This is a genomic window from Mycobacterium sp. 1423905.2 (assembly GCF_001673155.1).
In the GTDB taxonomy this organism is placed as follows: domain Bacteria; phylum Actinomycetota; class Actinomycetes; order Mycobacteriales; family Mycobacteriaceae; genus Mycobacterium.
Genome location: NZ_LZLE01000329.1, coordinates 20,937 through 40,613, shown reverse-complemented (window position 1 = coordinate 40,613; position 19,677 = coordinate 20,937). Strand labels below are relative to the sequence as shown.

21 protein-coding genes and 1 tRNA gene are annotated in these 19,677 nt (G+C 65.4%); 16 read left to right on the top strand and 6 right to left on the bottom strand.

Features of this window, described 5'->3' with window-relative positions:
• Positions 1-64 precede the first annotated feature (64 nt).
• Genes A9W95_RS22680 through A9W95_RS22670 form a run of 3 tightly spaced genes read left to right on the top strand, consistent with a single transcriptional unit; the run spans position 65 to position 2,486 of the window.
• On the top strand, positions 65-1,408 hold the full coding sequence (locus A9W95_RS22680) for a hypothetical protein (RefSeq protein ID WP_067418123.1): 1,344 nt from the start codon (positions 65-67) through the stop codon (positions 1,406-1,408).
• A gap of 9 nt (positions 1,409-1,417) precedes the next feature.
• Positions 1,418-2,131: an SDR family NAD(P)-dependent oxidoreductase gene (locus tag A9W95_RS22675; protein ID WP_067418120.1), complete on the top strand. Its 714-nt coding sequence runs from the start codon at positions 1,418-1,420 to the stop codon at positions 2,129-2,131.
• Positions 2,118-2,486 carry a nuclear transport factor 2 family protein gene (locus A9W95_RS22670; protein ID WP_067418179.1) on the top strand — a complete coding sequence of 123 codons (369 nt, stop codon included), beginning with the start codon at positions 2,118-2,120 and terminating at the stop codon, positions 2,484-2,486. Before A9W95_RS22675 ends, A9W95_RS22670 begins: the two co-directional genes overlap by 14 nt.
• A 30-nt stretch (positions 2,487-2,516) precedes the next feature.
• Here the strand turns inward: A9W95_RS22670 and A9W95_RS22665 are convergent, their stop codons facing one another.
• Positions 2,517-2,816 (bottom strand): hypothetical protein, encoded by a 300-nt coding sequence (locus A9W95_RS22665; protein WP_067418117.1) that lies wholly within the window; start codon positions 2,814-2,816, stop codon positions 2,517-2,519.
• Positions 2,817-2,866: 50 nt separating this feature from the next.
• Positions 2,867-3,829 carry a non-homologous end-joining DNA ligase gene (gene ligD, locus A9W95_RS22660; RefSeq protein WP_067418114.1) on the bottom strand — a complete coding sequence of 321 codons (963 nt, stop codon included), beginning with the start codon at positions 3,827-3,829 and terminating at the stop codon, positions 2,867-2,869.
• A gap of 355 nt (positions 3,830-4,184) precedes the next feature.
• Between ligD and A9W95_RS22655 the strand changes: the two genes are divergently transcribed.
• The 4 genes from A9W95_RS22655 to A9W95_RS22640 all read left to right on the top strand — a co-directional run bounded on the left by A9W95_RS22655 (position 4,185) and on the right by A9W95_RS22640 (position 8,346).
• Positions 4,185-4,988 carry a mycofactocin-coupled SDR family oxidoreductase gene (locus A9W95_RS22655; protein ID WP_067418111.1) on the top strand — a complete coding sequence of 268 codons (804 nt, stop codon included), beginning with the start codon at positions 4,185-4,187 and terminating at the stop codon, positions 4,986-4,988.
• A gap of 123 nt (positions 4,989-5,111) precedes the next feature.
• The gene (locus A9W95_RS22650; RefSeq protein WP_067418109.1) at positions 5,112-6,293 is read left to right on the top strand and encodes a mechanosensitive ion channel family protein; all 1,182 of its coding nucleotides are present in this window, start codon (positions 5,112-5,114) and stop codon (positions 6,291-6,293) included.
• A 115-nt stretch (positions 6,294-6,408) separates the two neighbouring features.
• Positions 6,409-7,386: a YihY/virulence factor BrkB family protein gene (locus tag A9W95_RS22645; protein WP_067418106.1), complete on the top strand. Its 978-nt coding sequence runs from the start codon at positions 6,409-6,411 to the stop codon at positions 7,384-7,386.
• Between the two features lie 24 nt (positions 7,387-7,410).
• A complete protein-coding gene (locus A9W95_RS22640; RefSeq protein ID WP_067418103.1) occupies positions 7,411-8,346 on the top strand; it encodes an LLM class F420-dependent oxidoreductase in 936 nt (311 codons plus the stop codon).
• Here A9W95_RS22640 and A9W95_RS22635 read toward each other — a convergent pair.
• Positions 8,339-9,799 (bottom strand): phospholipase D-like domain-containing protein, encoded by a 1,461-nt coding sequence (locus A9W95_RS22635; RefSeq protein ID WP_067418100.1) that lies wholly within the window; start codon positions 9,797-9,799, stop codon positions 8,339-8,341. The genes A9W95_RS22640 and A9W95_RS22635 overlap by 8 nt on opposite strands.
• Before the next feature lie 260 nt (positions 9,800-10,059).
• Here A9W95_RS22635 and A9W95_RS22630 point away from each other — a divergent pair, with 260 nt between their 5' ends.
• Positions 10,060-10,266 (top strand): hypothetical protein, encoded by a 207-nt coding sequence (locus A9W95_RS22630; protein ID WP_067418097.1) that lies wholly within the window; start codon positions 10,060-10,062, stop codon positions 10,264-10,266.
• Between the two features lie 28 nt (positions 10,267-10,294).
• Entirely contained in the window at positions 10,295-10,582 is a 288-nt protein-coding gene (locus tag A9W95_RS22625; protein WP_067418095.1) for a hypothetical protein, read from the top strand.
• Positions 10,583-10,600: 18 nt separating this feature from the next.
• On the opposite strand, the gene A9W95_RS22620 is transcribed toward A9W95_RS22625, so the two are convergent.
• On the bottom strand, positions 10,601-11,581 hold the full coding sequence (locus A9W95_RS22620; RefSeq protein ID WP_253851735.1) for a helix-turn-helix transcriptional regulator: 981 nt from the start codon (positions 11,579-11,581) through the stop codon (positions 10,601-10,603).
• A 602-nt stretch (positions 11,582-12,183) separates the two neighbouring features.
• Here A9W95_RS22620 and A9W95_RS22615 point away from each other — a divergent pair.
• A complete protein-coding gene (locus A9W95_RS22615) occupies positions 12,184-12,576 on the top strand; it encodes a nuclear transport factor 2 family protein (protein WP_067418090.1) in 393 nt (130 codons plus the stop codon).
• Between the two features lie 74 nt (positions 12,577-12,650).
• On the opposite strand, the gene A9W95_RS22610 is transcribed toward A9W95_RS22615, so the two are convergent.
• Positions 12,651-12,734: transfer RNA gene (locus A9W95_RS22610), tRNA-Tyr, on the bottom strand.
• Between the two features lie 70 nt (positions 12,735-12,804).
• Between A9W95_RS22610 and A9W95_RS22605 the strand changes: the two genes are divergently transcribed.
• The 6 genes from A9W95_RS22605 to A9W95_RS22580 all read left to right on the top strand — a co-directional run bounded on the left by A9W95_RS22605 (position 12,805) and on the right by A9W95_RS22580 (position 18,763).
• On the top strand, positions 12,805-13,296 hold the full coding sequence (locus tag A9W95_RS22605; RefSeq protein ID WP_067418086.1) for a YajQ family cyclic di-GMP-binding protein: 492 nt from the start codon (positions 12,805-12,807) through the stop codon (positions 13,294-13,296).
• 42 nt (positions 13,297-13,338) lie between these two features.
• The gene (locus A9W95_RS27375) at positions 13,339-13,851 is read left to right on the top strand and encodes a hypothetical protein (RefSeq protein WP_067418083.1); all 513 of its coding nucleotides are present in this window, start codon (positions 13,339-13,341) and stop codon (positions 13,849-13,851) included.
• Complete coding sequence (locus A9W95_RS22595; protein ID WP_172826690.1) at positions 13,848-14,462, top strand: RES family NAD+ phosphorylase; 615 nt, start codon at positions 13,848-13,850, stop codon at positions 14,460-14,462. Before A9W95_RS27375 ends, A9W95_RS22595 begins: the two co-directional genes overlap by 4 nt.
• A 10-nt stretch (positions 14,463-14,472) precedes the next feature.
• Positions 14,473-15,954 (top strand): flavin-containing monooxygenase, encoded by a 1,482-nt coding sequence (locus A9W95_RS22590; protein ID WP_371328106.1) that lies wholly within the window; start codon positions 14,473-14,475, stop codon positions 15,952-15,954.
• Between the two features lie 56 nt (positions 15,955-16,010).
• On the top strand, positions 16,011-17,036 hold the full coding sequence (locus tag A9W95_RS22585; protein WP_156746349.1) for an NAD(P)H-dependent glycerol-3-phosphate dehydrogenase: 1,026 nt from the start codon (positions 16,011-16,013) through the stop codon (positions 17,034-17,036).
• Between the two features lie 206 nt (positions 17,037-17,242).
• On the top strand, positions 17,243-18,763 hold the full coding sequence (locus tag A9W95_RS22580; RefSeq protein WP_067418071.1) for a SulP family inorganic anion transporter: 1,521 nt from the start codon (positions 17,243-17,245) through the stop codon (positions 18,761-18,763).
• A 13-nt stretch (positions 18,764-18,776) separates the two neighbouring features.
• Here the strand turns inward: A9W95_RS22580 and htpX are convergent, their stop codons facing one another.
• Positions 18,777-19,637 (bottom strand): zinc metalloprotease HtpX, encoded by an 861-nt coding sequence (htpX, locus tag A9W95_RS22575; RefSeq protein WP_067418069.1) that lies wholly within the window; start codon positions 19,635-19,637, stop codon positions 18,777-18,779.
• Positions 19,638-19,677: the final 40 nt, after the last annotated feature.

The following is a 19,677-nucleotide window of genomic DNA, read 5'->3' as shown; positions in this document are numbered from 1 at the left end:
TTCGCCGTCGCCACCGAATGCCTCTACGCTCGATGCGCCACAAGACTTAGCGGGGGGAACGCTGATGAGTGCGCGTAAGGGGATATCGGTGTCCAGAATCGGACGTGCTGTCGTGCTGGCGGTCGGGTGTCTGACCCTGGCCTCCTGTGCCACTTCAGCAACCGTCGCACCGCCGGCCGCTGCACCCACCACCTCGGCCAAGCGACCCGCGCCCAGTTCTACCGCCCCGCCACCTCCACACGTGAGCCCGCTGGCCAAAGATTGGAAGAGTTACGGCGGGACCGTCTACTTCGGCTGCCCCAACGCGTTCTCGTCCAGCAAATCGGCGCTGGAGGACATCCGGCCCAAAGTGCTCGACACGAAAACCGCGGACCTGGTGGCGCCGGCAGTCCCCGCCATTGCCGCCGGGGAAACGGTCACCGGCGCCATGTGCGCCTTGTCGAACACGGTCGGTGACATCAAGGTGACCTACGTCGTCACCACCGCCGCGACAGGCGGCCCACCCGAAGTCGCCAAGACGACGGCCTACGTGTTCGACCTCAAGAACGGCCAGCCGTTAGTCAGCAAGGAAATCCAGCCGCCCACACCCGAATTGAAGCTAGGCCCGGCCAAGGAATGGCGGATTTCCCCGACGCCGGTCGGAGTGGCCTGGGTCAACGCCTTCGCCGACGCACGGGGCGCCATGTCGGCGCCGCGCACAATCACGCTGTCGAACACCGACCTGACGACCATGTGGGACGATCCGCAGCCCGGGCAGGTCTGGCAGGATGTTCTGTCGTTTCAGCGCAGCACCGTGCCCGCCAACAGCTTCGGGGCCGAGCTGCGCTTGCCGTCAGGCGAGCCGGTGTTTCAGGACAACGACATCTCCACCGTTGACGGCGAGCTGTCCGACGGTCCAGACCGGCTGGTGCAGCTCACCCGCTGGGATTCGCACACTCCCCCGGTGCTCTCGACCATGTTTTTCGACCTGAACTCGCGGTCGGTGATCAAGGTGGGCGACTCGGAGAAAGTGTCCGGCGGTGGCCTGGCCGCGACCCTGTCCGAAGGCAAACTCTTCATCGACGGCCGCGGTTCGACCACCTCCCAGTTCGGCTTCGGGGTGTGGAACCTGCGCACTGGGCAGTGGGATCTGCTGCGCGACCGCGACGAGGCCAAGAAGCTCCCAATCGCCAAATTGGCGTTCTTCGGGGACCACCTCTACGTCACCAACACCGGCAACACTTACTCGGTGATCGCCTTGCCCGCCACCAATCCCATCGCGACCAACTGGTCGGGCCGGCCGTTCGGGCGGATCTCGGGATGGACGCTGGTGTGTCGCGGGGAAACTGAGGCGTCGCAGGCCGGTGACTGCCGCGAGATCCTGTTGGTGCAAGACACGGACGGACACTATCCGGGCCCCTGGTTCTAGACTTCGCCGATGACCAATGACGACCGCGTCGCCATCATCACCGGGGCTTCACAGGGCATCGGTGAAGCGTTGGTCGCCGCCTATCGCAAGTCGGGTCACGCGGTGGTCGCCAACTCACGCCGCATTGAGCAAGGCGAAGACCCGTTGGTGCTGGCGGTCGCCGCTGACGTCGGCCAGACCGGTGCGGGCCGGCAGATCGTCGACGCGGCCATCGAACGCTTCGGTCGCGTCGACGCCGTCGTCAACAATGCCGGCATCTTCGTCCCCAAACCGTTCACCGAATACACCGACGGCGACTACGACGCGGTTACCGGCGTGAATCTACGTGGCTTCTTCGAAGTTTCGCGTGCCGCCATCGCGGCGATGTTGACTCGCGACGGCGGCGGCCATTTGGTCAACATATCCACCAGCCTGGTCGACCAGCCCAACTCCCAGGTGCCGTCGGTGTTGGCGTCCCTGACCAAGGGCGGCCTCAACGCGGCGACGCGAGCGCTGGCCATCGAGTACGCGGCCCGCGGGATACGGGTCAATGCGGTTGCCCTGGGCAACATCCCGACCCCCATGCACGACGCGTCTTCCCTTGACTTCCTGGCCAAGATGCATCCGCTGGGCCGGTTAGGCGAGATCGACGACGTCGTCGACGCGGTCCTCTACCTGGAGCACTCGTCGTTCATCACCGGTGAGATCCTGCACGTCGACGGTGGCCAAAGTGCCGGACACTGAACCCGGCGCGGTCCTGCGCGACGTTCTGGACCAATGGCAAGCCGGCATCGACGCCCACGAACCGCAGCGGGTGGCCGCACTGTTCACCGATGACGGCATCTTCCAGGGGCTGCGCCCGTATAGTGTTGGGCCGCAAGGGGTTCACGACTACTACGACGCTCAGCCGCACGGCATGACGGTGGCCTACCGCGTGTTGGAAAGCCGCGAGATCTCCGCAGATGCCGTGCTCGGTTACCTGCGTGCCGACTTCTCTTATCTCGACGGGCGGGTGACTCGGGTGCATATCGGCGTGCTGGTCAGGCAGACCGGCGCGGGCTGGCGCATCGCGTATTACCAGGCGTCACGCGCCGATTAACGTCGGTTAGTCCGACTCGGCTAATCCGACCTAGTCCGACGACGTGTAATTCAGAAAGTCCAGCCCCGAACCACGCCGGCCCTGCATGCGCTTGGCCGCCGCTACGGCCAGGCGCACATCGGCCGGGCCTTTGGTGTCGTCGCCGGTCGCCTTGGTCACGGCCAACGCGATAACGATGTCGGCGTAGGTGATGAACAGCCCGGCCCAATACGCCCATCGGACGTTCGGATCCGGTTGCGAGGCAAAGAACATCACCAGAAATATCGGGCCGACGATGCCGAAGATGAACATCATCAGCTGGATAACGAGGTAGCGCTTGAAGGTCGACACTCTTTACTCCATCACAGGGTTGCGCGACAGCAGCATATCGCGCACGCCGCTCAGCTGTTCTGGCCTGTCCGTCGCGCCCGGGCACGCCGCTTACCTTCGTGCATGGCGGCAACGCGGGCGACGGGGATGGCGCGTCCCTCTTCGACCAGATCGCTCGGCAGAGGTTGCGGCCCCACCATCGACTCCGCCCAGGGGTCGCGACCGGCAAGAGCGGCGATTGCCGTGTGTACGGTGAAGTCGGCGGGGTTCACCCGGTCGAGGTCCGACCAATCCAACGGGAACGAAACCGGGGTGCCTGGGCGTAATCGAGGGCTGTAGGCGGCGGCGACCGTCGCGCCCCCGGCGCGGGTGGAATCGACGTACACCTTGCCCGCCCGGTCCTCCACGATGAAAGCCGTTGTCGCCGCGGCGGGGTCGAGCTTTTCGGCGCGAGCGGCCAGCGCGCGGGTGGCCGCAGCCACGTCGTCCACGGGCGCGGTGTCGTCGATCGGTACGAACACGTGAATGCCTTTGGCGCCACTGGTTTTGACCGCGCCGGCCAGGCCGCACTCCGCCAGGGCCTGGCGTACCAAGTGCGCCACGTTGACCACCGCGGTGAAGTCGTCGCCGGTGGGTGGGTCGAGGTCGAGCACCAGATGCGTGGGCCGGTAGATGTCGCGGGCGAAGCCCAACGCCGGATGAAATTCGACGGCGCGCTGATTCGCCAGCCACATCAAGGTGCGCCGGTCGTCGCAGACCGGGTAATGGACCTCCCGGTGCGAGGCCTCAGCCCAAATCGCAACCGTCCGCACCCAGTCCGGGGTGTACTTGGGCACGTTCTTCTGCATGAACGGTGCGCGCCCGCGCAGCACCCGCAGCACGGTGAGCGGCCGGTCGGCCAGTCCGGGCAGCATCCTGTCGGCGACCGCGTCGAGGTATTCGACCAAGTCGCGTTTGGTGGCTTTGGCATCGGGACTCAACGGCTGATCCAGGTTGGTCAGATCGACTCCCGCGCGCTGCTCACCGGCGCTCATCTGCCCAGCCTATGCGGGAACCGGCGAACCAACGCCGAAGCGTTGCGCGCGCTATCGTTGAGGCGGCATTGCCGCTTATGCGAGGAGGCGCTCGAGTGATCGCGCTCAAGGTCCTGTGTGCCGGAGCGGTGGCGGCGTGTTCAGTGGCGCTGGTCGGGGCGCCAGCGGCACAAGCCGATCCCCCGATTCCTGACCCCTGCCAAGCCGCTGCCTGTCAGCAGCCGCCCAAAGTCGCGCCGCCGCCGCCCATTCGCGGGGTCTTGGGGTGCGTGCGTGGCGTATGCATCCCCAAGCCCAACCCTCCGCACTACCAGCGCTGAGGCGTGGATTGGGGAAGGCGCTACCGTAGCCGGCTATGGGTGCTTTGGATGGACGCGTCGCACTGATCACCGGCGGGGGCCGCGGGCAGGGACGCTCGCACGCGCTGGCATTGGACGCCGAAGGTGCTGACATCGCGGTGGCGGACGCGCCGGGGCCGATGAAGGACTTGACTTATCCGTTGGGCACTGAGGACGACTTACAACACACCGCCAAACTGGTCGAGGAGCTGGGTCGGCGCTGCCTGCCGCTGACGGTCGACGTGCGCGACCCCGCCCAAGTCGACGCGGCGGTGCAGCAGACACACCGGGAGTTGGGCAGCCTCGACATCGTGGTGGCCAACGCCGGCATCGTCAGCACCGGGTTGCTCGAAGAAGTCAGCGACCATGTCTGGCAACAGTTGATCGACACCAATCTCAGCGGCGCCTTCCACACGCTGCGCGCGGCACTTCCGGTGATGCGAAAGCAACGCTTCGGCCGCATCGTGGTGACCTCCTCGATGGGCGGTCGAATGGGCATTCCCGAACTCGCGGCCTACAACGCCACCAAGTGGGGGGTCATCGGGCTGGCCAAGTCCGCGGCCCTGGAGGTCGCCAAGGAAGGCATCACCATCAACGTCGTCTGCCCGACGACGACACAGACGCCGATGGTGCAACCGGCTGGCGGTGACGACATCCCCGACGACTTGGTACGCCGCATGATGAAGGCCAATCCGATTCCGCAGCCGTGGCTGCAACCCGAAGACGTCAGCCGGGGAGTCGTGTACCTGGTCACCGATCCCGGTGTGATTACCGGCAGCGTGCTCGAAATCGGGTTGGGCGGAAGCGCCCGAATTCACTGACGCCCCGCGTTGTGACGTCAGTCTCAAATCGAAATAGCTTGCCGTATCGGTTTTTTCGCCCGTCGTCGGGGGAAGGCATAGAGACGACGTTCTTGCCCCCGATCTTGAGGAGCAAACTCCTTTATGGCTTCAGCGATTTCGCTCGAACCCGCAACCCACGCCGTACTCAATGTCGCCTGGGTGGTTATCGCCGTGTTGATCGCCTACCTGTTCGGTGTGGCGCTGTCCTGGCTGCTGCAGCGGATGAAGCGCCGTAGCGCGATCCTCGACGACATCGAAGTGCTCACTCGCGGCGCGGTGCGCGCGACTTTGATGGTGATCGCGGCCAGTACCGCCGTGCACCACACGTCCAACTCGGATGCTCCATGGCGCGGCTGGGTGGACCATGTACTGGTCATCGCGGGGATGGCCACCAGCACCTGGCTGGTCGCCAGCCTGGTGTCGGTCGCCGAACGGCGCGCCATCGCGCACTTCGCCGGCACGGAGATGACCGACGCCGACCGGCACCGCCGCAAGATCCGCACCCAGATCACCCTGGTCCGCCGCCTGGTGGTGGCCGTCGTGGTGGTGTTCGGTTTGGCCGCGATCCTGATGACCTTCCCGGCGTTCAGCAACGTCGGCAAGACCCTGTTCGCCTCGGCCGGTGTGCTGTCGGTCGTGGCCGGTCTGGCCGCCCAGACCTCGCTCGGCGCGGTATTCGCCGGCATCCAGATCGCCTTCTCCGACGCCATCCGCGTTGGCGACGTCGTCGTCGTGGAAGACGAATGGGGCCGCATCGAGGAGATCACGCTGACCTACGTCGTCGTGCATCTGTGGGACGAACGGCGGCTGGTGCTGCCCTGCACATACTTCACCAAGACGCCGTTCCAGAACTGGACACGCAACGCCACCGCCCTGCTGGGAACCGTCGAGCTCGACGTCGACTTCACAGTGTCGTTGGATGGCATGCGCGACGAGTTGAATCGACTACTGCAGACCAACGAGCTCTGGGACGGCCGCGTCGGCGTGCTGCAGGTAACGGACGCGGTCAGCGGCTATGTGCGGGTGCGCATGTTGGTCAGCGCCTCGAACGCCGGCGCCCTGTTCGACCTACGCTGCGACGTGCGCGAAGGCATGGTCGAGTGGCTGCAGAGCACCCAAGCCGGCGCCTTGCCGCGGCGCCGGATCGAACCCGCCCTGACCGACCCGGCCAACGGTGCCCACCGGCCCGATGACGGGCAACGACGTGCGGATTCCGGGCTGTTCAGCGGCAGTCCCGGCGCCGAACAGCGCGGGCGAGAGTTCGCCCGCACCTCCGGACGGTAGGTCCCAACCCGCGGCAGCGCATCTACCAGCAAGGTTGGCCGTCGACGATTTCGGGTAGACCGTCGGCAGCCCTTGACTAGGGTGTCGGCTTCTGGTGGGGATGAAGTGATCGGCAATGGTCGGCTGGCTGGACAGGCTGCAGCGACGTAACCGCGCCGTGGGCCTGGTAATCGCTGTCATCTACAAGTACCTCGATGACCAGGGCGGTTATCTGGCCGCACTGATCACCTATTACGCGTTCGTCTCCCTGTTTCCGCTATTGCTGTTGCTGACCACGGGCCTCGGGGTGCTGTTGGCCGGACGGCCCGATCTGCAGGCCCAGGTGATGCAGAGCACGCTGAGCCAATTCCCGGTCATCGGCAGCCAGCTTCATCAGCCCGAGGGGCTCAGCGGCGGGACGGGTGCGGTCATCATCGGTGTTCTCGGCGCCCTCTACGGCGGACTGGGCGTCGGGCAGGCGGTGCAGAACGCGATGAACTCGGTTTGGGACGTACCGCGAAACAACCGTCCCGATCCATTTCGGTCCCGCAGGCGCAGCTTGATGCTGCTGTTGGTACTCGGTTCGGCCGCCATCACGGCCACCGTCTTGTCCGCGGTTGGTCACGTGACCGGAGCACTAGGACCGTTCGGCAAGATCGGTGTCTCCCTGGTCGCGGTGGGCATCAACGCGTTGATCTGTCTGGTCGCCTTCCGCGTCACCACCACCCGGGAGCTGACCTACCGGCAGGTGTTGCCGGGAGCCCTTGCCGCGGCGTTCATTTGGCAGATCCTGCAATGGTTCGGCGCCGGCTACATAGGCCACGTGGTCAAGTCGGCCAGCGCCACCAACAGTGTCTTCGCGCTGGTGCTGGGCATGCTCGCGTTTCTTTTCCTAGTGTCCTCGACGCTGGTGTTGTGCGCCGAGATCAACGTCGTCTTGGTCGAGCAGCTGTACCCGCGAGCATTGCTCACCCCATTCACCGACGAAGCGGAATTGACAACGGCGGATCGCAAGACGTACACCAGGAAGGCCAAAGCCGAACGCGTCAAGCGCTTTCAGCGGGTCAGCGTCAAGTTCAACGATCTGGACCGCAAGACCACCAACGTGCCCTGACCGGGCCGTGTCCCGGAAGGAACTATGGACTTTCGCGCCTTCGTCGAGCCGCAGCAAGGAGCTACTTACGCCACCCAGCTCGCCGTCGCCCAGGCCGCCGAAGAGTGTGGCTTCTCGGCCTTCTTCAGGTCCGATCACTATTTGGCGATGAGCGGCGACGGCGCCCCGGGGCCCACCGATTCCTGGGTGACGCTGGGGGCGATCGCTCGCGAGACGTCGCATATCCGGCTGGGCACTCTGGTGACGTCGGCGACGTTCCGCTACCCGGGGCCGCTGGCCATCACCGTCGCGCAGGTGGACGAAATGAGCGGCGGCAGAGTCGAATTCGGATTGGGTAGCGGCTGGTTTGAAGCCGAGCACCAGGCCTACGGGATTGCGTTTCCCTCGGTGCGGGAGCGGTTCGACCGGCTCACCGAACAGCTGGCCGTGATCACCGGACTGTGGACCACGCCGCCCGGCGAGACGTTCGACTACCGCGGTGAGTACTACACCATCTCCGAGTCACCGGCGCTGCCCAAACCGACCCAGAGCCCGCACCCGCCGATCGTCATCGGCGGCACGGGCGCCAAGCGGACTCCCGCGTTGGCGGCTCAGTACGCTACGGAATTCAATGTTCCGTTCGCATCGATGGACGTGACCAAGACGCAGTTCGCGCGCGTGGCCGACGCGGTGTCCGCGGCCGATCGGCCGGCCGAATCCATGGTCTACTCCTGCGCTTTCGTGCTCTGCGCCGGCCGCGACGACGCTGAGGTGGCGCGCCGCGCAGCGGCGATCGGTCGCGAGGTCGACGAGTTGCGTTCCAACAGTCCGCTGGTCGGCACGCCGGGTGAGATCGTCGACAAGCTGGGACCGTGGGGTGAGCTGGGCGTGCAGCGGGTGTACGCCCAGCTGCTGGACATGTCCGATGTGGCGCACTTGGAGCTGTTCGCCGGCGAGGTCATGCCACAACTGATCAGTTAGGCCACCGCCTGAGGCCCGTCAGGAACCGCTGCACGCTTCGGGTCAGCGATGGCGGGACATGGTCGGGATCCATGAGATCGTTCTCGGCCAGCGGACCGGCCTCATCCGATACCTCCCGCTCGGTCAACGGCTGCAACGTCTTGCCGTGCCCGCGCAGTTCCTCGATCGCTCGCAGCAACGATTGACGTTGCGCCATTACGTTTGTGAATTGTTCGACGGAGACGCCGAGGTGTTCGGCTACCAGTTGAGCCCGAACGGATGTCACCTGGTCGCGAATGTGGTCGTGTTGCGAGTTGTCGCCTTCGATCGCCACGTCACACTCGCTGTCGAAGCCCATCGACCTGTTGTTGAGATTCGAGGACCCGACCCGCAGCAGCCGGTCGTCGATGACCATGACCTTGGAGTGGATGTAGATCGGTGTGCCACCGTCGGTCACTGGAAAGTAGACGCCCAGTCGCTGGTGATCGTCTGCTGCCCAAAGCAATTGGAGAAGCCGGTGGCGCGCGCTGTCCATCGCTTCGCGCTCCAAGCGATTGTTGCCTCGACGCGGCAGGACGACGACGACTTCGGGGCCGTCGTCTTCGGCGAGCCGCGCGGCCAGCGCCTCGGCGATGCGGCGCGCAGCCAGGTATTGGTTCTCCAGATAAATGCTGTGGCGTGCCGCCGCGATCGCCGCCAGGTTGAGTTCCTCCACCTCGCGAACCTCGCGTTGCTTGTCCAACTCGGGCAAGGTGCGCGCGATGGCGACGTCGACCTCGCGCAGCGTCGGCGTCAGGCCGCTCGGCCAGGCGACGTGTCTGGCCGTGACGGGAGCCAGCGATTGTCCCGTTGCGCCTTCCCAACGCGCGCGGGCCAGTTCGCCGAGCGCGCGGGCCGCCGCGCCGTCCACCGCTACCGCCACGTCGTGGCGCGGGCCGTAGCTGCGTCCGACCGACCGGCGGCGACGACTTTCGTGCCGATGGGCGCGGGTGTCCCATCGTTCGATGGTCAGGTCCATCCCACCGCAGAACGCCACCGCGTCGTCGACCACCACGATCTTCTGGTGATGCACCGCACCGGTGGGATGGGCGCCGTCCACGGCGAAATGCATTCGTCTGCTGCTGATTTGATTGACCACCGCCACCGGGGTGAGACCGAACCAGATGTCGTCGAAGACCGGGAGCAGGCGCAGATTTGACCTGAGCAGATAAACCTGCAGTCGCGTTCGTTTCCACAGCAGCCAATACAGAAAGGCGCCAAGCTGATTCGGGCCAGGCAGCGTCTTGGCACCCCGCTCGAAGGTCATCCGGGCGTCGATATCCCAACCGATCAGCATGATCCGGTGCTGGGCGCGCAGCATCGCCGCCTTGACATGCCTGAAGTAGTCGGCCCCATCGATGATGCAGGTGAACTGGTCGGCGCCCTCCACCCGCCAGCACGTCTGGCCGGGAGTCAGCAGGCGATCGTCGGACATGACGGGTCGCTATTGACGTCGAGTGCTCAGCGCGGGCATAGCGCTGTATCTACCACAGTGCGAGGCGGGCCGCCGCTGGCCATACCGATCGCAGATACTTACTGGTATCTTGCCTACGGGTGAGTTAACTTGTAGTCGAAGGAGACGCTGGTGAGCAGTCCGTCGAGCAAGCTGCACACGCCGTCCGTCGACGAGCCGCTCGGCGCAACCGGTGAACTAGGCGTGCCAGCTCAGCCATCGGTGCGGCGCAATGGTTCGGGATGCATGCCGACCCCTGGCCGGACGACGTGGCGCGGCGGTCCTATTTCATCGGTGGCATCTGCGGGGAGGGAGCCGAACAACCGTGTCCCACTCCTGTTCTGCCGCTTCCCACCAAGAGATCCGGCTACGTCGACGTGCACGGTCATCTGGTCCTGCCCAAGGGCGTGCAACTGCCGCAGCCGGTGCCGCTCGAGCGAGGCAAGTGAAGCGGTGGCCAGCGCGTTAGCGTGAACTATGACCAGAACCGGATTCTGGCTGAATGTCGCGCTTGCCACGCTGGGCGTCGTCGCCTTCGCCGCACTGGCCGGTTTGTTCGGTTACAAGTGGTTGGCGCACGACGAACCGGACCGCTCGCATGCGTGCGGCACCGGCAGTAGGGGCGGCGTGTGTTTGGAGGGAGAGACGACCAACATGGTGCTCACCTTCGTGTTCGGGGGCGTTGCGTTGACTGGAATTGTGTTGTGCGCCAGGGTCGCTCGATCGGCCAGAACCGCTGATCGCGTGACGCGTGGTAGCCGGTAGCGCCGCCGCACGCGGTGCTCAAGGACAAAGCACCAGGAGGAGCCGGACGAGCTCGGCCTGGCGGTGGGTGTCGGTTTTGTCGAAGACGCGTTGCAAGTGGGTACGCACCGTGGGCAACGAGACTGACAACTCTTCCGAAATTTGCCTCAGGTCCGCGCCCTGCAATACGTGCAGCGCGACCTCGGCTTCGGCTTTGGTGAGGTGATAGAGCCGCCGCAGCAACGCCGGGCCGGGTACCGGTTCGTCCTCAGGGTCGATGATGAGCACGAGTGCCATTGCGTGACTGCGTGTCTCATCGGCATCCGGGCGGCAGGAGGGCAGGACGTGGAGGACATAGGGCCGCTTGCCCGAAGGGCGTGCGCAGATGAGTGACCATCCGCTGCGAACACAGCTGCGTTCGCCGGTGATGGCATTGTCGATGGCGCAACACAACTCTTGTTCGACGTGCGTGCTGATTGCGGCCATGCGTCCGGACCGCAGGCACAGTCCATCGTTGGCGCGAAAGATCCGTTCGGCAGCGGAATTGGCGTTGATCAGTCGGTTTCCTCTTGAGACGATGACCACTCCATGCGAGACGACCTCCAGCGCGCCGGCCATCTCGACGGCGCTGTTGCCTAATCCCGCGAGTTTGTCCTGGGTGCGCAGCGCCTGTTGCAAATGAGAGACCAAACCACTCATCAGCTTCACCCGCTCGGAGGTGTCGAACGACTCGGACCGTTTCGGCGCCGCGACGAGAAAACAGGTGGGCATGGTGCCGTCGGTTAGCCGCACGAAAAGTCCGTCGTCAATCCGATGGGGCCGCATCCAGTCTGCGTCGAATTCCGAATTCGCTTTCAGGGCCACGAGTTCCGATCCGCTGCGCACCAGTCCTACTGGTCCGGTCTCGACCGCGGCGAGTACGTAGTCGATATGGCGGTAGTACTCGACATAGCTGGCAGTGACCTCAGCCGGAACCGTGGCATTGATCACCGAGCGAGTGGTTCCGTCGGCGAGCAGCATTCCGCCGCCCGTGGCACCGATGGCGTGGCTGACTTCGGCGATTGCCACTAGCCAATGCGCTGGGTCGGTCGCCGAGGTGTAGATGGCAGCGACTAGGCGCGAGAAATCCTCGAGCGTGACCATCTCGCCTGGGCCTTCGTTGCACAGGTTGGTACCCGCATCGGAAATTTCCTCGCTGTGAGCCCCTGGAAACTTCTGAAGATTCTATCCGGATCTCATCCATATGGATGACGTTGTGCCTACCTCAAGAGTGCTTGTCTTTGTGTGTTCGCAAGCCTGACTCCCGACTGGAGCCACCAAGATGGGAAGGCATTCGCACATGTTGCACTTACATTCCAGACCCGCGGTACCCGATCTCAGCGTCCCGGCGGCTGTATCGGTTCCGCCCGCTCCCCACCACTGGTCGGACGCCGCGTTGGTGCGGGCCGTCGGCCATATGCACCTGCATCTTCCCGAGCCGCGACCCAGTTACCCCCGGCGTGAAGGCAGCTACTTCGACAGCGGACGGATGTCTCGGGCGATGGAGCACCTATAACGCGCGTCCCTGATCCCGCGGCCTGAACGGCCCGAAATGAATGGCCACTCACGAAAGGAACCGGACAATGTCAGTGCAACAGGAGAACGTGGAACTCATCAAGAAGGGTTACCAAGCCTTCAACGCCGGTGATGTCGACACGGTGATGAGTCTCTTCGACGAAGATATCGAGTGGACCCAACCGGGCGAGAGCGCCATCAGTGGCGTCTACCACGGCAAACGGGAAATCGCAGAACTCATGGCCAAGATGGCCGAGAAGCAGACCTCGGTCACCGGCGACCACATCCTCGCCGACGGCGACCTGGTGGTCATGCTGGGCCAGACCACCGTTGCCGGCGAAACGACCGATGCGGCAACCGTTTTCACGGTCCGCGACGGCAAGACGGTGCGAGTGCAGGCATACGGCGACACAGCCTCGCTGGAGCGCATCTTCGGCAAGAAGGAGGCTGTCGCCCACTAGGCGGCGAAGTTACCAAGCACCTGACGACACAGTCGGCCCGCGCTGGCGGCGGGCCGACTGTGGTATTTGGCGTGTGGTGGCAGGTACAGGATTCGAACCTGTGAAGCTTTCGCGACGGATTTACAGTCCGCTCCCATTGGCCGCTCGGGCAACCTGCCGCCTAGCAGGGTACAACGACCGGGTAGACAGTTCACAAACGGCTATCACCGATCGGGAAGGACGGATCGAATGGCGGACTCATCGTTCGACATCGTCAGCAAAGTGGACCGGCAGGAAGTCGACAACGCGCTGAACCAAGCCGCCAAGGAGCTGTCCACGCGCTTCGACTTCCGCGGCACCGACACCACAATCGCCTGGAAGGGCGAGGAAGCCATCGAGTTAACCTCCTCCACCGAGGAACGCGTCAAGGCCGCCGTGGACGTGTTCAAGGAGAAGTTGATCCGCCGCGACATCTCGATGAAGGCCTTCGACGCCGGTGACCCGCAGGCCTCCGGCAAGACCTACAAGGTCAACGGCACCCTCAAACAGGGCATCAGCAGCGAGAACGCCAAAAAGATCACCAAGCTCATCCGCGACGAGGGACCCAAGACCGTCAAGACCCAGATCCAGGGTGACGAGATCCGCGTCACCAGCAAGAAGCGCGACGACCTGCAAGCCGTCCAAGCGCTGCTGAAAAACGCCGACCTGGACGTGGCGGTGCAGTTTGTGAACTACCGCTGAGCCACCTCAGCGTGCACTTCGTGCAGTAAACTGGACTGCACGATGACTCCGACCAATGTTGCCGAACTGGCCGCGGCGCACGAACGCCTGCGCGAGAGCGCGCGCGCCGTCGGTGCAGCGCTGGCCTCGGTCGAGGTCTACACCGAACCCGCCGTAGCGCGCGCAGTGCAGGCCGAACACAACCTGTATGCCCGCATCGACGCCGAGTTCGGCCTGCTGACCAGCAGTGAAGCCGGCACGCGGATGGGCTCGCGGTCCAGCGCACCCCGCAACCTGGCCACCACCGCCCACCGCAACGGCGCCCTAGTCGCCATCCGCCAAGGCAACTATCCCGCCTATCCCGGATTCCAATTCGGCGCCGACGGCAAGCCGCTGGCCGTCATTGCCCGGCTGCGCGAGTTGGCCGACGCCAACGGCTGGTCGGAAGCGGGCCTGGTGCAGTGGTTGTGCTCGCCCACCACCTATCTCGACGGCGATCGGCCGGTAGACCACCTCCGTACCGACCCCGAGCGCGTCGTCGCGGTGGCAGCGGAGGCCATGGCCATTTCGTGGTGAAGCCCCCTCCGTCCCCCTTCGACCCGGCAACCGCGACGCTGCCGACGGGACACCTGCTTTACCGAGTGCTCACCGCCACCCGCACCGCCACCGATTTCAATCCGGGTTTCGGCGCTCCGACCCGGTTCGGCTTCTTCGGTGATCCCGTCGTTCCGATCCTGTACGCCGCCGAAACTGAAGACGCCGCGATCGCCGAGACGCTGTTGCACGACATCCCGGTGGAGGGCGGCACCCTGCCCTACGACCAGTACGCCAACAAGGTGCTGGTGCGGCTGACGGTGACCCGCAAGGTGCGCGTGGCGGTGCTGCACGGCACCGGCTTGCGCCGCCTCAGGGTCAGCGCGGCCGACCTCACCGGGGGCCCCGCGTCCAGCTATCGCAGCACCGTCCGGTGGGCCGAGGCCGCACACCACGCGGGGCTGGACGGTTTGGTGTGGATGTCGCGAATGTGCAACGACGCCAAGGCCTACGTCTTCTTCGGCGACCGTTGCGCTGACTCGTTCGCCCAGGACCCGAGCCACGCGCGCATCTTCGCCAGCCCGGCCGACCAGATCTGGCTCATCGACCGATGCGCGCCCCTGCACGTCGACGTGCTTATCGAGCCTGCCTAATCTGGTGACCGTGACTTCCCATGCGGCCGATTACGTCGACGTCGTCATCGTCGGCGCCGGCATCTCCGGCCTGGGCGCGGCCTACCGGCTCACCGAGCGCAACCCGCACTTGACCTACGCGATCTTGGAGCGCCGCGCACAGATCGGCGGCACCTGGGACCTGTTCCGCTACCCCGGGGTGCGCTCCGACAGCAGCATCTTCACGCTGAGCTTCCCGTTCGAGCCGTGGACCCGCGCGGAGGGTGTGGCCGACGGCGCCCACATCCGCGAGTACCTAGAAAACACCGCCCGCAAGTACGGCATCGACCGGCACATCCGGTTCAACAGCCAGGTGCGGAGCGCGGATTGGGATTCGTCCACCGACACCTGGACCGTCACGGTCGACCACCAGGGTGACGTGCAGCGGTACCGCAGCCGGTTCCTGTTCTTCGGCACCGGCTACTACAACTACGACGCCGGTTACACCCCGGACATCCCCGGCCTCGAGCAGTTCGCCGGCACCGTCATCCACCCGCAGCACTGGCCGGAAGACCTCGACTACACCGGCAAGACGATCGTGGTGATCGGCAGCGGTGCCACGGCCATCACCCTGATCCCGTCCCTGGCGCAGCGAGCCGGGAAAGTCGTCATGCTGCAGCGCTCGCCGACGTACGTCGTCTCCGCCTCCAAGTACGGCAAGGTCGCGGCGGTGGCCCGGAAAACGTTGCCGCGCAAGCCTGCTCATCTGGCCGTCCGGACCTACAGCGCGCTGACCGAGGCGGTGCTGTGGTTTTTCGCCCGCAAGACACCGGGTTTCATCAAGTGGATACTGCGGCGCAAGGCGATCCAGAGCCTGCCCGCAGGCTACGACGTCGACACCCACTTCAAGCCGTACTACCAGCCGTGGGACCAGCGGCTGTGCCTGATTCCCGACGCCGATCTGTTCAACGCGATCGCCGACGGCCGCGCTCAGGTGGTCACCGACCACATCGACCACGTCGACGCCACCGGAATCGCACTCAGATCCGGCGCACACCTCGAGGCGGACATCATCGTCACCGCCACCGGGCTGCAATTGCAGGCCCTGGGTGGAACGGCGCTGAGCCTCGACGGCACCCCGATCAACCACCGCGACCGCTTCGTCTACAAAGCGCACATGCTCGAAGACGTGCCCAACCTGTTCTGGTGCGTGGGCTATACCAACGCCTCGTGGACGCTGCGCGCCGACATGACCGCGCGTGCCACCGCGAAACTGTTGGCGTACATGGCTTCTCACGGCTACACCCGAGCGTGCCCGCATCGCGGCGACGAGCCGATGGCTGAGAAGCCGTCCTGGGACATCCAAGCCGGCTATGTGCGGCGGTCGGTCCACGAGTTGCCCAAATCCGGCACCAAGCGGCCCTGGAACGTTCGGCAGAACTACTTGGCCGACGCCATCGACTACCGGTTCGACCGCATCGAGGAAGCCATGGTCTTCGGGCGCGCCGGAGACCGGGCCGCCTTGGCCGGCTAGGTGTCGCCGCGTCAAACACCTACTAAATGGCCGGCGACGGCAATAATCTAATGCTCATGGCAGCCGAGAAGCGCGAACCGAATGTCGTTGTCCTGGGTGGGGGTTCCTGGGGAACCACCGTGGCGTCCATCTGCGCGCGCCGCGCCCCGACACTGCAGTGGGTGCGCTCGGAGGACACCGCCAACGACATCAACGAACAGCACCGCAACAGCCGCTACCTCGGCAACGACGTGGTGCTCAGCGAGACGCTGCGTGCCACCACAGACTTCACCGAGGCCGCCCACAGCGCCGACGTGGTGGTCATGGGCGTCCCCTCGCACGGCTTCCGGGGCGTGCTGACCGAGCTGAGCAAAGAATTGCGGCCCTGGGTGCCGGTGGTATCTCTGGTCAAGGGCCTCGAGCAGGGCACCAACATGCGGATGTCGCAGATCATCGAGGAGATCCTGCCGGGCCATCCGGCGGGCATCCTGGCCGGCCCCAACATCGCCCGCGAGGTCGCCGAGGGCTACGCCGCCGCGGCGGTGCTGGCGATGCCCGACCAGCACCTGTCGACTCGGCTGGCCGCACTGTTTCGCACCCGGCGCTTCCGCGTCTACACCACCGACGACGTCATCGGCGTGGAGATGGCCGGCGCGCTGAAGAACGTCTTCGCGATCGCCGTCGGCATGGGTTATTCGCTGGGTATCGGCGAGAACACACGTGCCCTGGTGATCGCTCGCGCGTTGCGCGAGATGACCAAACTCGGCGTGGCCGTGGGCGGAAAGAGCGAGACCTTCCCGGGCCTGGCCGGCCTGGGCGACCTGATCGTCACGTGCACCAGCCAGCGCAGCCGCAACCGCCACGTCGGTGAGCAACTCGGCGCGGGTAAGCCCATCGACGAGATCATCGCGTCGATGAACCAGGTCGCCGAGGGAGTCAAGGCGGCCAGCGTCATCATGGAGTTCGCCAACGAGTTCGGACTGAACATGCCGATCGCCCGCGAGGTCGACGCCGTCATCAATCACGGTTCCAGCGTCGAGCAGGCCTACAGCGGCCTGATCGCCGAAACCCCAGGACACGAGGTGCACGGATCGGGGTTCTAGTCCCGGTTTCGCCGCGCAATTCGGTAACACACTGAACATTTGTCTTCGCTATGCACCTGGCGCGTCAGGTTGCCCCCAAATGGCCGCGCACCTACCGTCGGACGCAGTCGTCAGGCGTCTGCGTCCGTAACGTCGGGGTTCGGGGTGAGCGGATTCGCTTGTGTACCAGTCGGTTACGACTAAGTCACAATACGAGGGAGCCTCCGATGCAACATGTGCAGCAGGCCGAATCGGCGTCACGGACTCAGCGAATCATCCGTCATGACCTGCCGGCCTCACTGGTGGTTTTCCTAGTCGCACTGCCGCTTTCGCTGGGCATCGCCATCGCCTCGGACGCGCCCGTGCTGGCCGGGTTGATCGCGGCGATCGTAGGCGGCATCGTCGCGGGGGCCGTCGGCGGATCACCGCTGCAGGTCAGCGGACCCGCGGCCGGACTGACCGTCGTCGTCGCCGAGCTGATCGCGCAATTTGGCTGGGGATTGACGTGTTTCATCACCGCGGTCGCGGGCGTGATGCAGGTTCTGTTGGGGCTCAGCCGCGTTGCGCGTGCCGCGCTCGCGATTTCGCCGGTGGTGGTGCACGCCATGCTCGCCGGCATCGGCATCACGATCGCGTTGCAACAAACGCACGTGTTGCTCGGCGGTCAGTCCAACAGCTCGGCCTGGGACAACGTCGTCGAGCTGCCCGCTCAGATCGTCGGCGCGCACCGGCCGGGGGTGCTGCTGGGGGTGCTGGTCATCGCGATCATGGTGGCGTGGCGATGGGTGCCGCCCAAGGTGGCCGCCGTCCCCGGTCCGCTCGTCGCCATCGTGGTGGTGACGGTTCTCTCGGTGGCGTTTCCGTTCCACGTCTCACGGATCACGCTCGAGGGGTCGGTCATCGACGCCTTGCAGCTGCCCACGCTGCCCGACGGCAACTGGGGCGCGGTCGTGGTCGGGGTGATCACCGTCACGCTCATCACCAGCGTGCAGAGCCTGCTGACCGCGGTGGCGACCGACCGGATGCACACCGGCCCGCGCACCGACCTGGACCGGGAGCTGATCGGGCAGGGCGCGGCCAACATCGTCTCGGGAGGCATCGGCGGCCTGCCCATCGCCGGCGTGATCGTGCGCAGCTCGGCGAACATCAAGGCGGGCGCCAAGACCAGCGCCTCGACCATCCTGCACGGCTTCTGGGTGCTGCTGTTCGCCCTGCCCTTCGCCGGGTTGATCGAGCAAATCCCCAGCGCTGCCCTGGCCGGCCTGCTCATCGTAATCGGGATTCAGCTGCTGCAGCCGGCCCATATCGAAACGGCGGTGAAGACCGGCGATTTCGCCATCTATCTGGTGACCATTGTCGCGGTTGTGTTCCTCAACCTGCTGCACGGCGTCATGATTGGACTGGCGCTGGCGATCGCGATGACCGGATGGCGAGTGGTGCGGGCCAAGATCGACGCTCACCCGGTCGGCGACGAGTGGCGCGTGGTGATCGAAGGCGCCTGCACGTTCTTGTCGCTGCCCCGACTGACCCGGGTGCTGGCCTCCATTCCCGAGCGGGCCACCGTCACCCTGCACATCGCGGTCAACTATCTGGATCACGCCGCACACCAAGCGATTACCGATTGGCAGCTGCAGCACCACGCCAAGGGCGGACACGTCACGGTGGACGGCGTGCTCGAGCGGGGCCATTCGCCGCGCGTGCACACCCTGGCACTCGTCGAGCCAACCACCCCGGAGGCCGCAGCCTAATTCGTGCGCGAACCTAGCCGCGCGCCATTTCCTCGAGGCGCCGGATCCGGTCCTCGATCGGCGGGTGCGTCGAAAACAGCGAGCCAATCCGCTCGCCGGCGCGAAATGGGTTGGCAATCATCAGGTGCGCCTGGCTGGCCAGCTGCGGCTCGGGCGGCAACGGAGCCAACTGCACCCCACCGGAGATCTTGCGCAACGCCGACGCCAGCGCCAGCGGGTCACCGGTCAGCACCGCCCCCGACTCATCGGCCTGGTACTCGCGCGAGCGCGACACCGCCAGCTTCACCACGGTCGCAGCGATCGGTCCGAGCAACGAAACCAGCAGCAGCGCAAACGGATTGCCGCCCTCGCGGTTGCCGCCGAAAGCGCCGAACCACAACGCCATGTTGGCCAGCGCGGTGATCACCGACGCCAACGCGCCGGCCACACAGGAAATCAGGATGTCGCGGTTGTACACGTGCGACAGCTCGTGGCCGAGCACCGCGCGCAGTTCCCGCTCGTTGAGGATCTGCAAGATGCCCGTCGTGCAGCACACCGCGGCATTGCGCGGATTGCGCCCGGTCGCAAACGCGTTGGGTGCACTGGTGTCGCTGATGTACAGGCGCGGCATGGGCTGATGCGCCGAGGTCGCCAGCTCGCGCACGATCCGGTACATCACCGGCGCCTGCACCTCGGAAACCGGCACGGCGTGCATCGCCCGCAACGCCAGCTTGTCGCTGTTGAAGTAGGTGTAGACGTTGATTCCGACCGCGAACAGCGTCGCCAAGAGCAGCGCGGTTCTGCCGAACAGCGCGCCGACGAACACGATCATCGCGGACATACCGACCAACAGCAGGAAAGTCTTCAGCCTGTTGGCATGCGGATGCCAGGTCATCAGTGTGCGTCCTCCTACGAGCGCCTGAGCGTGTCTTGCG